Here is a 15,144-nt window from a genome sequence, read left to right as displayed (position 1 = left end):
AATGCTACATTAAACCCTAATGCTCATCTCATTACGGGGCTGATATGCGGTTATCGTATAGAGGAAATAGCAAATCCTTTGACACAAAAAGTTAGGTTTTTAGATAAGTTAGTAGATGAACTGGCGAAGGGCAAAAAGATGGAGAAGATTCTGAGGAGTTCGTAGTGTGTTTTGTTAAAATATAGGTTGGTCATAAGAATTACTTTTGGGGATACTTATAAACTAAATAATTAAACAATATCTACCAAAACTCACTTGTATAATCTCATGAACTTACAAAAATATTGGAGTAGAAACAATACACTTACAAACAAGCTAACTGCCTTATTATTAGTTATTTATCTGGCTACATTATTTTGGATTATTGTCCTCAAATTAAATATTTCCTTTTCGTATAAAGGAACACGAAATGTGAACTTCATTCCTTTTCGTGAACCATTACTCTATAATGGCCGCATTGATTTTAACGAAATATTTTTGAATATCTTGATTTTTATACCGTTAGGTTTGTATGTTGGAATTTTATTTAAAAAACTAAGCATTACCCGTAAGATTTTCTCATTTTTTTTAGTGAGTTTTACCTGTGAAGCCATGCAATTTGTTTTGAGAATTGGAGCGTTCGACATTACCGATATAATCAATAATACCTTTGGCGGAATAATTGGATTGGTACTATTTAAAGGAAGCGAAAAAGTATTCAAAAATACTCATAATGCTCAAAAATTTATAAACATCATTGCAACCATAGGAACAATCTTAATAATTTCATTGCTGTTGTATCTAAAAATAAATAAACTATTGATGTTCAGAAGGTAAATTTTTATTTCAAGAATTTAGGGAAATTGGATGTTCATAAAAAATAAAAAATCAACAAAATTCATCAAGCTATCGTTCTAAGGAATAACTTTGCCATTTAAAATTCAATCCTTAATTAAAAACAATGAAAAAAATACTTCTAATTGTTGCCTCTATGGTTTTAAGCAACCTTCTTTTTGCACAAAAGCAAGATACTCGTTACTACGAAATGCGTGTTTATTTCTGCGAACCTGGGCGACTTCCTAATTTATTGACTCGTTTTAGAGACCATACAACTAAGATTTTTGAACGCCACGGCATGACAAATATTGGTTATTGGACACCCATCAATAATGAGCAAAATGCTCTTTATTACATTCTTTCATACCCAAGTAAAGAAGCTCGTGATGCTTCGTGGAAAGCATTTGGTGCCGACCCAGAATGGAAAAAAGTGAGTGAAGAGTCGCAAAGAGATGGCAAAATTGTAGCAAAAGTTGTCTCAACTTTCATGAATTTGACCGATTTTTCGCCAAAAGTGAAAGCAAAACAAAAAACACCCGAGCGAGTTTTTGAGCTAAGAACTTATACGGCTACGCCAAATAATATTGACAATGTGTTGGCAAGATTTAGAAACCATACGGTAAAACTTTTCAAGAAACACGGCATGGACAATATTGCTTATTTTAAAACGATTGAAAAAGAAGGAACGCAGGCAAAATTGTTTTATATTTTGGCTCACAAAAGCGAAGACGCAGGAAAAGCTTCATTTGATGCTTTTAGAAAAGATTTGAAGTGGATAAAAGCCCGTGATGAATCAGAGAAAAATGGCAAAATTGTAGAAAAAGTTGAATCTATCTACATGACACCTACTGATTTCTCGACGATTAAATAAAGTTTTTTCAATAAAATCTGCTTCATCGTTGGAGGCAGATTTTATTGAATATTTCCTCCAACTTTCAATCCACTCGGAATTTTTTCAGGAATACTTCTATCGTATTTTTCATCATTTAAAGTACCCAAAAACTCAACAATCGGTGAAATATCTCGAAAATCCAGTTTCAATTCATCAATCAACTGGTCTAATTGATGCGGTTTTACTTTCGGATTTTTAATTTGCCCGCCCGATAAATCTTCATAAAATTCCAATACATTTTGAAGTGTTTTTAGTTTACCACTGTGCATATAAGGCGAAGTAAATCGGAGGTTTCGTAATGAAGCTGTACGAAAAGCATATTTTTTCTCAAAACCATCGTCCGAAGAACTCAGTTTTTCGTTGTCTGCTACACCCAAAGTATGTGTTTTGAAATCAGAAAACATTGGCCCATTATGGCATTTTGAACACCCTGATTTCAGAAAAGCCATCATTCCATCAATTTCGTTTTGTGAAAGTGCAGTTTCATCACCTCGCATATATTGGTCAAATCTCGAATTATTGGAAACAATTGTTCGCTCATAAGTTGCAATTGCTTTTCCTAAATTTTGTTTATTGATGGCATTTTTACCTCCAAAAGCCCGCTTAAATAGCCGTTGATATTCATCAATTTGCTTGATTCTGTCAATGATTTTATCCAAAATCTCAGCTTCTTTGAAAGCGTGTCCACGCATCTCTTCAAAAGCCTTTATTGGTTCAAGTGATTGATTTTCAAGGCTTTTGGCCCGTAAATCCCAAAACATGGGTGCTTCTGAAGCCTCAATTCCTCCATCTTTTGTAAGGCCGTTGAAGGCTGTATTGATTATTGTTTGAGAATTTCGTTTAACAAAAGGAATGTCGTTTGGAGAAACAAAATCTCGCTTACTACCCAAGCCTTTTCCATTGGCACCAATCGAAATTTCGAGGCTTTCGGCAAAACCAAAATCGGGATGGTGGCAAGTAGCACACGCCACATCTTTTTTGCCAGAAAGAATCGGGTCGAAAAATAGTAGTTTCCCTAAAGCGGCTTTTTCATTTGTAATCGGATTATCTTTAGGAACAGGCACTTCAAAAGGTAAAGCCGCTAAAACATTGAGTGCATCGGGCTGAGGTTTTGAAGTTTTTGTTTCGGTTGTAGTAGGTTGTGAACACGACCAAACGAACAAAATAAAAGCTAAAATAAAACTAATAATCTGTCGGGACATATCTTTGTCGGTAGAGTTTCAATCAAAAATACGAGCTAATAAAGACTACTAACATGATTTTGGTCAGTTTTCAAAATACAATATTGTCGATTAGCCTTACTCCTCCCAAAAAAGTCGCAATGCAAAGGGCTGTTTTACCAGTTTCATTTTTAGCTAAGATTGGCTTTAAAGTATCATAATCGGCCACTTCAAAATATTCCAAGCTGAACGAAGGATAATTGCTAAAGTGCTGATTTACAAGCTCTTGGGTTTCTTTTGTAGATGCTCCTGTTTCTAATTTCTTTTTAGCAAGATGTAGCACTTTATAGATTTGCGGAGCTAAAGCTCGTGCTTCCACCGAAAGACGAGTATTGCGGGAAGACATTGCCAAACCATCAGTTTCTCGTAAAGTTGGACAAGGAACGACCTCCAAATCGAAGCTCAAATCTCGCACCATTTGACGAATAACTGCCACTTGTTGTAAATCTTTCAAGCCAAAATAGGCTTTGTCGGGCTTTACTACATTGAAAAGTTTACTAACTACAATGCCCACGCCATTAAAATGCCCTGAGCGAAATTTACCTTCCATGACGGTTTCTAAAGTGCCAAAATCTATTCGTAATTGGGGCAAACTTGGGTACATTTCCTCAGCAGATGGAGCAAAAACCACATCACATTTAGCAGGTAGTAACATCTCGCAATCTTTTCCGAGCGTACGTGGATATTTCTTTAAATCTTCGGGATTATTAAATTGCGTTGGATTCACAAAAATACTACAAACAGTCAAATCATTGTCTGCTTTCGAACGCTCAATTAGCGAAATATGCCCCGCGTGTAAAGCACCCATTGTTGGTACAAAACCAATACTTTTGCCCGCTTTTTGTTGACTTTTTAGATAATCTTGAGTTTCTGAAATTGTATTAAAAATAAGCATATCTTTTTTGTTTGGCACAATTTAGAAATGGGGTAGCCGAAGCGATTGTGCTACTGTTTGAATTTTGCCAAAAGCTCTAAATCGTCAGTGCCGATAATATCAATTTTTAGCTTTTTAAGAGTTTCAAAACCTAAAATTGTATTTGGTGTTCCCCAGATTCTTACTTTTTTTCCTTTGGTGTGAATTTCTTCAACAAAAGTGTTGATTTTTTGAAAAGTTTCGTCAGATAAAGGTTCTTTTCCTGCCCAATATTTGCCAAAATCTAAAAAACTGGCACTCACTAAAGCTACTTTTTTATAGGCTTTTTTAGAATAAATTAAGTTTTTTCTGCCATCAAAGAAAAACATTTTATCAAAACTCGCAAAATCTTCGGGTGGAGGCATATCTCCACTGATGGCAATTTTGACGTGGCGAAGTTCTTTTTCATGCGGTTTTAGTTGTGCATACAATACTTTCAAAATCTCTTTACCATCTCTTTTCAAATCGAGTAAAAGCTGCAAAGGCTTTTTGTTTGGATAAGGAAAACCTTTGTTTTCATTAATTTTTGCCAATAAAGGCTCAAGATAAAGACTTTTGAGTGTTCGGTCGGGTGTTATATTTTTCCAGTCGTGAGCCACATACAATTCGCCGTCTTTCAAATACAAATCTGCTTCGATAGAATCAAAACCTAAATTATAAGCAACAAAAAAAGGTTGTTTCTGCTCATAATCATTGTGAGAATGAATAATTTGTGCCGAAATATTGGTACTAAAAAACAGCAGACTAAATATTAAAATACATTTATTTTTCATCGTAAAGTATTGACAATCAATTTATTAATAAAAATTATAAAAACTTGATAGAAATCCATTGTACTTTATTTATATTTTTGAAGCCAGACAAAGAGTCTTTCGGCATCTTCTTTTTTGAATAACTGTGTACCTTCGTTCATAGTTGCTGCCGAGCCACAAGCTACGCCCCAACGGAGCATTTCTTGCATTGATTTTTTGGTTGATAAAGCCCAAACCATTCCACCAACCATGCTATCGCCCGCTCCAACGGTACTTTTTTTCTGGACAGATGGTGCAGGAATATGCTCACAAATATCTTTCGTAACCAAAACTGCTCCCTGCGGCCCAAGCGAAACAACTACAATTTCACAGCCACCCTTAGCGATAATTTCACGAGCAGCTTCATCAACTTGGTCTATTTCTAAGGTATTTGCCCCTACTAATTTTGCCAGTTCGCCAACGTTGGGTTTTAGCAAATATACCCCTTCATCAATTGCCATTTTGAGTGGTTCGCCCGATGTATCAACAATTAGTCTTGACCCTATTTTACGAGAAACAGCAGCTACTTTTTCATAAAAATCATCGCCAAGCCCTGTCGGAAGACTGCCACTTGCTACCAAATAGGTTGGTTTTAATTGTTCGATTTGTTTCAATATTTCAGAAGCTTCTTTGGGTAAAATTTCAGCTCCTGGCATTCCGAAACGATATTGAGAATTGGTAAGTATATCAACTGCAATAAAATTTTCTCTTGTCGAATTTTTAGTTACAATAGCCTGATAATCAATAGATTCCTTTTTCAACAAGTCTTGTAAGAGTTTACCCGAAGAACCTCCAGCCGTGAAAACTGCTAACGATTTTCCACCCAAGCGAGAAATAGCTTTCGAAACATTTATACCCCCACCACCAGCATCTAAAGAGGGTTCTTCACAACGAATTTTCTGTTCGGCTACTAAACCCGAAAACTTGGTACTTTTATCAATCGCTGGATTGACGGTAAGTGTAACTATTTGTGTCATAATATTAATTTTGAATGTGCGAATGATATAATAGACTTGTTGCAATGAAAGATTATTCATTCAAAATTAACTTCCTACTTTCTCTTGGATGAAAACTTTTCATTGTTTCTTGCAAAAAAACCCTATCCAAATGCGTGTAAATTTCGGTGGATGTGATTGACTCATGCCCAAGCATTTCTTGTACGGCTCGCAAATCGGCTCCACCTTCGATAAGATGTGTTGCAAAAGAATGCCTAAAGGTATGAGGTGATATGTTTTTATGAATGCCCGCCCGCTCGGCCAAGTCCTTAATTATTAAGAATATCATGACTCTTGTGAGCTGATTTCCTCGGCGATTCAAAAATACTACATCTTCCGATTCGGGCTTAACATCTTGCTGATTTCTCACAGTTTCAAAGTAAATCTTAGTATATTTAATGGCATCTCGACCGATAGGTACAAGTCTAACTTTCCGACCTTTCCCGAAAACCCGCACAAAGCCAATATCAAAATAACAATTGGTCAATTTTAAATCAATTAACTCCGATACCCGCATACCACAGCTATACAAAACCTCCAAAATAGCTCTGTTACGTGTACCTTCGGGCGTAGAATGATCGATAATTTCGAGCATTTTTTCAATCTCAGGGAATGACAATGTATCAGGCAATTTTCGACCAATTTTTGGCGACTCAATCAAATTCGTTGGGTCAATTTGAATGAGATTTTCGAGAGATAAATATTTGTAAAACGATTTTATTCCAGATAAAATTCGAGCTTGTGAAGTTGCCGAAATGCCAAATTTGCCAATATATTCCAAAAAATCAAGAATATCTCGTTCGTTTATTGTTTCGGGAGAAGGTTTATGCTCGGCAATATCGGCGAATTGACTAAGCTTTTGAACATCACGTACGTATGCTTCAATAGAGTTTTCGGACATTGAACGCTCCAATCGAAGGTAATTTTTAAAATGCTGAATGTAGATTTGCCAATTCACAAAAGAAAACATTAATTTTATGGCAAAATAAGTCTTTTATCTTTATACTTTCATCTTATGTCAAAAAATATCGTCATTATCAATGGACCCAATCTTAATCTTTTGGGTAAACGGGAGCCACATATTTATGGAAATTTGACTTTTGAAGAATATTTTGAAGAATTAAAGACGATTTTTCCTGATATAACGCTACATTATTTCCAGTCGAACCACGAAGGAACGATTATTGATAAAATCCATGAAATTGGCTACGGTTATACCGAATTTGATGGTATTGTTATAAATGCAGGAGCTTATACGCACACTTCAGTTGCCATTGCCGATGCACTTTCGGCGGTAAAAACGCCAGCTGTTGAAGTGCATATCTCGAATATTCACACCCGTGAGGCATTTCGCCATCATTCGTACTTGACTAAGGTTTGTAAAGGTATGATTACGGGTCTTGGGCTAAAAGGTTATGAATTGGCTGTAAGGTATTTTTTGGATTAGGCTTACTATCATATTCGTTCTATTTAATCTATATCTTTAGTAATTATCAATACTTCTCGAAACCTACATTTCCTTAAATAGTCGGCAGAAATTACGTATATGTCGCTTATTTATTTAATAGCTATATAATTACTTTTACATTAGTAACAGTTAAGTATATTTTTGTGTTAAATTGTTACACTTATTATAATAATCTTTAAAGAAACCCTCAAATTTTTGATTTTTTAATTCGATTAAATAAACAATATTTTAATCGTATAATTATCTAATTAAATAAATCGTAAATACTCACTATGCGTACAGTTATTATAATTATTGCTGTTGTTGCGGTCTTGGTACTTGGCAAAATATTCTTATTCAAAAAACCTGATGTTGGTGGTGAAAAAGGCGGTGGTGGAGCAAACCCATCGGCATCTAAATCGGGCGAAAAAGGGAAAGGCGAAAAAGGTGGAATGCAAGGTTCTACGCCTCCGATTAGTGTCAATGTATATGTAGCAAGTTTTGGCGACCTTGATAATGTTGTTACCTCATCGGGTACAATTTTTCCGAATGAAGAAATTGAGTTGAGAGCCGAAGCATCGGGCAGAATTATTACCCTCAATATAAAAGAAGGAAGCCGAGTGGCTGCTGGTCAATTGATTGCAAAAATAAAAGATACCGATTTGCAAGCTCAACTCAAAAAACTCAACTTTGAAGTAGAATTGGCAAAGCAAACCGAAGCTCGACAAAAGAAATTGTTGGACATCAACGCCATAAGTAAAGAAGAATACGAGATTACAGCAAATAAAATTAATACGCTCAATGCCGACAAAGAATTGATTGCAGCAAATCTTGAGAAAACAGTGCTTAGAGCTCCATTTACAGGTAAAGTAGGTTTAAAAAATGTCAGTCAAGGTGCGTATGTTACACCAACTACAAGTCTTGCTACACTCGTACAAACAAACCCAGTTAAAGTTGATTTTACGGTTCCTGAAAAATATTCAACCCTAATCAAAGTAGGCAGAGGTATAAAGTTTGAAGTAGAAGGTCAAGCAGATGCTTATTATGCAAATATTGTAGCAATCGACCCAAAAATTGACCCAAACCTCCGTACTTTAAAACTCAGAGCCTTAGCTAAAAATCCATCGGATAGACTCGTTCCAGGAATGTTTGTGAAAGTAACTATTGATTTGGATATTTCAAAAGCAATTATGATTCCGACCGAAGCCATTGTTCCTATCTTGAAAGGTAAAAAAGTATATATCATAAAAAATGGTAAAGCTGCCGAAGTAATGGTAGAAACTGGTTTACGTACTGATAAAAGAATTCAAGTTACCAAAGGACTTTCGGCTGGTGATTCTCTAATAGTGAGTGGAATTATGGCATTGAAAAAGGATTCGCCAGTGAAGGCAAAAACAGTAGCAAACAAGTAATTAATTGCTAAAAACAAAATAAAATTAGATTTCCAAAAAGCTTACTTTGTGGTAAATTTTTGTGGCAACAACAAAATCAATTATTTAATTATAAGCATTTTACAATAACTATGAATCGTTATTCGTAAATCTATATTAGTCATTTTACTTAGTATTGACTATTGCCAAAACCGAATAAATTTACGGTCTATTGACGACCATTGACCATCGACTAAAATGTCAATTTCAACCATTTCTATCAAACGTCCTGTATTAGCCATAGTGATGAACCTACTCATCATTTTGTTTGGAGCTATTGGCTATACATTTTTGGGTGTACGTGAGTATCCATCCATTGACCCGCCTGTCGTTTCGGTTCGTACCAATTATGTTGGTGCCAACTCCGATATTATCGAATCTCAAATCACTGAACCTCTCGAAAAATCCTTAAATGCAATCGAGGGTATCAAATCTATTAACTCTTCTTCAAATAACGGTTCAAGCCAAATCACCATCGAATTTGAAATCGGTGTTGACATGGAAACTGCCGCCAACGACGTGCGTGATAAGGTTTCAAGTGCTGTTCGGCAGTTGCCTCAAGATATTGATGGTCCTCCAACGGTTTCCAAAGCAGATGCCAATTCTGACCCAATTATGAGCATGATGTTGCAGTCTGATATCAGAAGCCACATGGAAATCAGTGATTATGCCGAAAACGTCATTGCCCAACGTTTACAAACAATTCAAGGAATTAGCCAAGTGATGATTTGGGGACAGAAGAAGTATTCAATGCGACTGTGGATGGACCCCACTAAACTAGCTTCACAAGGCGTAACTACTCAAGATGTAAAACAAGCACTCGATAGAGAAAATGTAGAATTGCCAAGTGGAAAATTAGCAGGAGATAATACCGAACTAACTGTAAAAACTGTTGGAAGATTTAAGGGCGAAGAAGATTTTAATAATCTGATAGTCAAGACTGTAGGTGAAAAAATAATTCGTTTTAAAGATATAGGAAGTGCCGAACTCGGTGCTGAAAATGAAGAAACCATTATGCGTATCAATGGCACTCCGTCAATCGGATTGGCAATTGTTCCGCAGCCTGGTGCCAACTATTTAGAGATTTCAAAACAAGTAAATAATCGTTTAGACGAAATAAAAAAAGAGCTTCCAAAAGATTACAAAATGGAAATGATGTCTGATAACACCATTTTTATCAAACGATCGGTTGAAGAAGTAGGTGAAACCTTGATGATTGCCATTGGATTGGTTGTTATTATCATTTTCTTGTTTTTCCGTGATTGGATTATCGCCATACGTCCTCTTATAGATATTCCCGTGTCACTTGTTGGGACATTTTTTGTTATGTATTTGTTTGGCTTTTCGGTCAATGTACTTACACTTCTCGCCATAGTTCTTGCAACAGGCCTTGTAGTTGATGACGGAATCGTTGTTACTGAAAATATCTACAAGAAAATTGAGCAAGGCATGAAGCCCATTGAGGCAGCAATTAAAGGTTCGAACGAAATAATGTTTGCCGTACTTTCAACGTCAATCACATTGGCATCAGTGTTTTTGCCTGTTATCTTTATGGAAGGTTTTGTAGGAAGACTTTTCAGAGAATTTGGAATCGTTTTGGCTTCCGCCGTATTGATTTCAGCTTTTGTTTCGCTCACACTTACACCAATGCTGAATGCTTATTTGGTTAGAAAAAATCAAAAAAACAGTCGTTTTTATGAGATGACAGAACCATTTTTTGAACGAGTAATTAATGGATATAGAAAGCGTTTAACAAGTTTTATGAATATCCGTTGGGTGGCAATTCCTTTGGTATTACTTACTTTTGCTATGACTTGGTATTTCGGCAAAGACCTTCAACAAGAATTAGCTCCGCTCGATGATAGAAGTGCAATGCGTTTGCAAATTTCAGCACCCGAAGGTTCGTCTTTCGAATTTACCGATAATTATATCCAAAAATTGGGCAAAACTATTCGTGATTCAGTTCCAGAAGCTACCTCAATTGTAACCATGACAGCACCTGGCTTTTCGGGTTCTGGGGCGGCAAATACAGGTTTTACGAGATTAGTATTGAACGATCCAAAAGATAGAAAGCGAACGCAACAACAAATTGCCGACCAAATTACTAAAATTACAAAAAAAATGCCTGATGCAAGGGCATTTGTACTTCAACAAGAAACTATTGCATTAGATAAAAGAGGTGGCTTGCCCGTGCAGTATGTTATTCAAGCTCCTGATTTTGAAAAACTTCGTGAATATGTGCCAAAATTCATGGAAGAAGTTTCAAAAGACCCAACTTTCATGATTTCAGATTTGAATTTGAAATTTAATAAACCTGAACTCGAAGTTAGTATTGACCGTGAAAAAGCTAAAAGTATGGGTATTTCAGTAACTGATGTTGCCCAAACCATGCAATTAGCGTTTGCAGGACAACGTTTTGGTTATTTTACTATGAATGGACGACAATACCAAGTTATCGGACAGTTTGATCGTGCAAACCGTGATGAACCTTTAGATTTGAAAAATTCTTATGTAAAAAATAATCGTGGCGAAATCATTCAATTAGACAATATCGTTAAGATCAACGAAGAAAGTAGCCCACCGCAGCTTTATCATTTCAATCGTTACATGAGTGCCACAGTTTCGGCAGGTTTAGCACCTGGTAAAACCATTGGTGATGGCATAAAAGCAATGGATAAAATCAGAGATAAATTTGGTGATGATATTATCCGAACAGCTTTATCTGGCTCGTCAAGAGATTTCTCCGAAAGTTCGTCCAACACAATCTATATGTTTCTTTTGGCTTTGATATTGGTGTATTTGATTCTTTCTGCTCAATTTGAAAGTTTCGTTGACCCTTTTATTATCATGCTTACAGTACCTTTGGCGGTGGCAGGTGCAGTATTTTCGTTGTGGTATTTTAATCAAACGCTCAATATTTTTAGCCAAATCGGTATGATTATGCTCATTGGTTTGGTTACTAAAAATGGTATTTTAATTGTTGAATTTGCCAATCAATTGCGAGAAAAAGGCATGGACATCAAAGAAGCAGCCATTGAAGCCGCATCCATGCGTTTCCGTCCAATCTTAATGACCAGTTTTGCAACCGTACTGGGAGCATCACCTATTGCTTTTGCATTAGGTTCGGCAGGAAAAAGCAGAATGGCAATGGGTATCGTTATTATGGGTGGGCTTTTGTTTTCATTAGTATTGACTTTGTATGTAATTCCTGCGATTTATACATTTCTTTCTCGTAAAAAGAATTTTGAACGCATGAAACAAATCGAAGAAATTGCCAATGAGGCAGAGCTGGTGTAAATGAGAAGTAGAGGCGTATCGCATACGCCCGCAATATAAATTAGGTCCGCTGCAAGGACGTATGCGATACGTCCCCATAATAATCACTGATTATCAATTGTTTATGAAAAAATATTTTTTATTGTTATTCCTATTGCCTGTTTTTGCAAATGCTCAAGAAATACTGACTTTAGAGAATGCTATAGGCATTGCATTGGAAAAAAGTTATGATATAAAAGTAGCAAAACTGCAACAAGAAGTAGCTGATGTTCAGGTTTTTAGAGGAAATGCAGGGATGATGCCCAGAGTAGATTTAAACGCTAATATGGGAACTGCTTTCAACGAAGTAAATCAAAAACTTTCAAACGGAATAGAAACAAATCGTTTCGGAAAAAGCTATACTCCCACTTCCAATGTATCAATGGCTTGGACACTATATGATGGAAAAAGGATGTATGCAACACTCGATCGCTTGAAAGGTCAAAGTCAACTAAGTCAATTGCAGACCCGTCAAATGATGGAAAATACTGTTGTCAATGTGATGCAAGCATATTATGAAGTGATGCGGCAAAAACAAACGGTAGCATTTTTGCAGACGGTCATAAAATACTACGAAGAAAGATTAACTATTACTGACCAACGTTGGCAGTTTGGAAAAGGGTCTAAACTTGATTACCTTCAATCAAAAACTGAGCTTAATACCCAGGTTACACAATTGGTACAAGCCAAAAATGCTCTTAAGAATGCCAAAATAAGTCTCAATAACTTACTTGTAAGACAGCCAAATCTTGATTTCGACGTGCAGGAACTCGTAGGAATCATGTTCGACTCCAACACTGAAGATCTAAAAAGTCAGTCAAGAACAGCTAATAAAAACTTACAATTTTTAAAAAAAGCAACCGATATTAGTGTGATAGTTCAAAAAGAAGTTGCTGCTTTGAAATTACCGAGAGTTACTCTTAATTCTTCATTTGGTTACTCATTAAATAAATCCAACGCAGGACTTTTTCTTTATAACCAAAACGTAGGTTTGAATATTGGTTTAGCTGCAACTTGGAATATATTCAATGGTGAAATAACACGTCGTCAAATTCAGGTTTCAAAAATCAATACTGAAATCTTCAGAAAGCAAGAGGAAGATTTATGGGTGCAAATTGAGTCAGACATAGTTAGGGCTTATAATCAATATCAAACCGACAAAGAATTGTTGAAATTGGAGATAGAAAACAATGAAGTAGCAGACGAAAACTTGAAAATATCTTTAGAAAAATTCAAATTGGGTGGTTCAACAATTTTAGAATTGAACGAAGCTCAACGAAGCCTTAATACTTCATTGAATCGTTTGACAAATGCCCGCTATAACATTAAAATTTCAGAATTGATTATTATGCGTTTGAGCGGTGAATTGGTAAAATAGGCTTCAATTCAGTGATTTTTTACTCGCATAACTTACTGATTACCATTTTTAAAAACATAATATACTTCATCTATAAACAATAAAGAAACCCCTTGAAGGTAAAATTTCAAGGGGCTATTTTTTTAAACGAGTGCGAGTTTTTCAATTCCCAAATTCATAATTCTTCTCTAAACCACTTTCGTTTTACCTGGCATTGGAATTTGATAATATCCGTCTTTGTCAGGCAGAGTTTTTGGAAGTGTATCCCAAGTATAGGTATCTGGCATTAAATTAATCTCTGAATTTAGGGCTTCTTCCCACTTAATTTTCTTTCCAGAATAAGTAGCCATACGACCCATAATTGCCGTCATGGTACTTTTTGCACCTCTTTCGGCATCATTAATTGGCTTATTATTTACGATACAATCAAACAAAACATCGTGTTCTACTTGATAAGGATTTCCGTCACCTTCACCTTTATGTCGCCAAATATTATTACCTTTTAAATCAAATATTTTACCTTCCGTTGCTTTTCCTTTTGTTCCTATCAAATGCTCCGAAACATCAGAAACAGTTCCTGGCTGATGGCGGCATTGACTCGATAAAATCATTCCATCTTCATATTTAAACTCAACATAATGATGGTCATAAATTTCACCAAATTTCTTATCGGTTCTTACCTGACGACCGCCCATTCCAACAGCCTCAGTAGGATAACCACCTTTAAACCAGTTGATTACGTCAAGATTATGAATGTGTTGCTCATTGATATGGTCGCCACAAAGCCACACAAAATAATACCAATTTCGCATCTGATATTCCATTTCGGTTTGGCTGGCTTTACGCTCATTTACCCAAACGCCATCATTGTTCCAATAGCAACGAGCAGCTACTATATCACCAATAACGCCTTCATCGATTACCTTTTTGTAGGTTTCAATATATGACTTCTGGTAATGACGTTGCAAACCAACCACGATTTTTAAATTTTTCTTTTTAGCTTCTTCAGCAGCTGCCAAAACTCTACGAATACCGGGTGCATCAGTCGCCACAGGTTTTTCCATGAAAATATGCTTTCCTTGACGAACCGCTTCTTCAAAATGAATTGGACGGAAACCTGGAGGGGTTGTCAGGATAACCACGTCAGCCAAAGCAATAGCTTGTTTGTAGCCGTCAAATCCTACAAATTTCCTTTCTTCTGGCACATCTACCCGATTTTTTACACCTTTGCCTGGTACTTTTTCGGTGGTTAGATTTTGATAGCAAGAGTCAATTCTATCACGAAAAGCATCTGCCATTGCTACTAATTTTACATTTTGCTTTACAGTAAGTGCTTGTAGAGCAGCACCAGTGCCACGTCCACCACAGCCAATAAGAGCAACTTTGAGTGTATCGTCTACCGAAGAATTTGCATAAGTTTCGATGGGCAAAGAAGCAATGGAGATACCCCCTACTGCTGCTGCCGAAGTCTTTACAAAATCACGACGAGAAAAATTTGAATTCATTATCTGAAGGGTTATAGAGTTGAAAGATTTTAAAGAACAAATTTATCATAATTCTTCAATTTATTGTTATCTTTCGCTATAAAAGTATCATTATTTGACTGATTTTTTGTTTAATTTTGACAATAAATATTCTTTATAATTATTTCTTATTCAACCAAAACTCTATGAAACCTCTATTTACCTTATTTTTATTATTAATTGGCTATTTTTCTTTCTCGCAGACAAAGTTTGTGGCTCATCCCCAAGCCATTCCTCACCAAGAAACGCCTACTTTAGCAATTGGTTCAAAGGCAATTGATTTTAAACTACCTAACTACGATGGCAAGTTTTATTCGCTTAAAGATTTTGCTTCGGCAAAGGCCTTAGTCATAGTTTTTACATGCACACACTGCCCCACAGCACAAGCTTATGAAGACCGAATTAAGAAAATTGTGGTTGATTATAAAAGCAAAGGTGTAGCGGT

The 15,144-nt window shown here is 36.0% G+C and carries 14 protein-coding genes; 8 read left to right on the top strand and 6 right to left on the bottom strand.

The annotated features are described in order from the left end of the window. From ACH2CJ_RS13095 to ACH2CJ_RS13085, 3 genes are all read left to right on the top strand, one after another. On the top strand, positions 1-165 hold a 165-nt coding region (locus tag ACH2CJ_RS13095), incomplete at its 5' end, for a DUF2200 family protein (protein WP_394993293.1). 102 nt (positions 166-267) lie between these two features. Then, positions 268-816: a VanZ family protein gene (locus ACH2CJ_RS13090; RefSeq protein WP_394993289.1), complete on the top strand. Its 549-nt coding sequence runs from the start codon at positions 268-270 to the stop codon at positions 814-816. Positions 817-940: 124 nt separating this feature from the next. Continuing rightward, positions 941-1,687: an NIPSNAP family protein gene (locus tag ACH2CJ_RS13085; RefSeq protein ID WP_394993288.1), complete on the top strand. Its 747-nt coding sequence runs from the start codon at positions 941-943 to the stop codon at positions 1,685-1,687. 41 nt (positions 1,688-1,728) lie between these two features. On the opposite strand, the gene ACH2CJ_RS13080 is transcribed toward ACH2CJ_RS13085, so the two are convergent. From ACH2CJ_RS13080 to xerD, 5 genes are all read right to left on the bottom strand, one after another. Next, positions 1,729-2,910: a cytochrome-c peroxidase gene (locus ACH2CJ_RS13080; protein WP_394993286.1), complete on the bottom strand. Its 1,182-nt coding sequence runs from the start codon at positions 2,908-2,910 to the stop codon at positions 1,729-1,731. A gap of 70 nt (positions 2,911-2,980) precedes the next feature. After that, positions 2,981-3,823: a pantoate--beta-alanine ligase gene (panC, locus tag ACH2CJ_RS13075; RefSeq protein ID WP_394993285.1), complete on the bottom strand. Its 843-nt coding sequence runs from the start codon at positions 3,821-3,823 to the stop codon at positions 2,981-2,983. 50 nt (positions 3,824-3,873) lie between these two features. Further along, entirely contained in the window at positions 3,874-4,614 is a 741-nt protein-coding gene (locus ACH2CJ_RS13070) for a hypothetical protein (protein WP_394993284.1), read from the bottom strand. Positions 4,615-4,679: 65 nt separating this feature from the next. Continuing rightward, positions 4,680-5,609, bottom strand: coding sequence for a 1-phosphofructokinase family hexose kinase (locus ACH2CJ_RS13065; protein ID WP_394993283.1), 930 nt, complete (start codon positions 5,607-5,609; stop codon positions 4,680-4,682). A 52-nt stretch (positions 5,610-5,661) separates the two neighbouring features. Beyond that, a complete protein-coding gene (gene xerD, locus ACH2CJ_RS13060) occupies positions 5,662-6,528 on the bottom strand; it encodes a site-specific tyrosine recombinase XerD (protein ID WP_394993291.1) in 867 nt (288 codons plus the stop codon). Positions 6,529-6,642: 114 nt separating this feature from the next. Between xerD and aroQ the strand changes: the two genes are divergently transcribed. The 4 genes from aroQ (at position 6,643) to ACH2CJ_RS13040 (ending at position 13,197) form a co-directional block, all read left to right on the top strand. Continuing rightward, on the top strand, positions 6,643-7,074 hold the full coding sequence (gene aroQ, locus ACH2CJ_RS13055; protein WP_394993282.1) for a type II 3-dehydroquinate dehydratase: 432 nt from the start codon (positions 6,643-6,645) through the stop codon (positions 7,072-7,074). 293 nt (positions 7,075-7,367) lie between these two features. Further along, positions 7,368-8,486 (top strand): efflux RND transporter periplasmic adaptor subunit, encoded by a 1,119-nt coding sequence (locus tag ACH2CJ_RS13050; protein ID WP_394993281.1) that lies wholly within the window; start codon positions 7,368-7,370, stop codon positions 8,484-8,486. 216 nt (positions 8,487-8,702) lie between these two features. After that, positions 8,703-11,801, top strand: coding sequence for an efflux RND transporter permease subunit (locus tag ACH2CJ_RS13045; protein ID WP_394993279.1), 3,099 nt, complete (start codon positions 8,703-8,705; stop codon positions 11,799-11,801). Positions 11,802-11,904: 103 nt separating this feature from the next. After that, entirely contained in the window at positions 11,905-13,197 is a 1,293-nt protein-coding gene (locus tag ACH2CJ_RS13040; protein ID WP_394993278.1) for a TolC family protein, read from the top strand. 167 nt (positions 13,198-13,364) lie between these two features. Here ACH2CJ_RS13040 and ACH2CJ_RS13035 read toward each other — a convergent pair whose 3' ends face one another. Further along, entirely contained in the window at positions 13,365-14,681 is a 1,317-nt protein-coding gene (locus tag ACH2CJ_RS13035) for a Gfo/Idh/MocA family protein (RefSeq protein ID WP_394993277.1), read from the bottom strand. Between the two features lie 164 nt (positions 14,682-14,845). Here ACH2CJ_RS13035 and ACH2CJ_RS13030 point away from each other — a divergent pair. Continuing rightward, a partial coding sequence (locus ACH2CJ_RS13030; protein ID WP_394993276.1) for a redoxin domain-containing protein occupies positions 14,846-15,144 on the top strand: 299 nt, incomplete at its 3' end.

Origin of the sequence: Emticicia sp. (assembly GCF_043780375.1) — a bacterium.
In the GTDB taxonomy this organism is placed as follows: domain Bacteria; phylum Bacteroidota; class Bacteroidia; order Cytophagales; family Spirosomataceae; genus Emticicia.
This window is presented reverse-complemented; position numbering and strand designations above follow the sequence as displayed.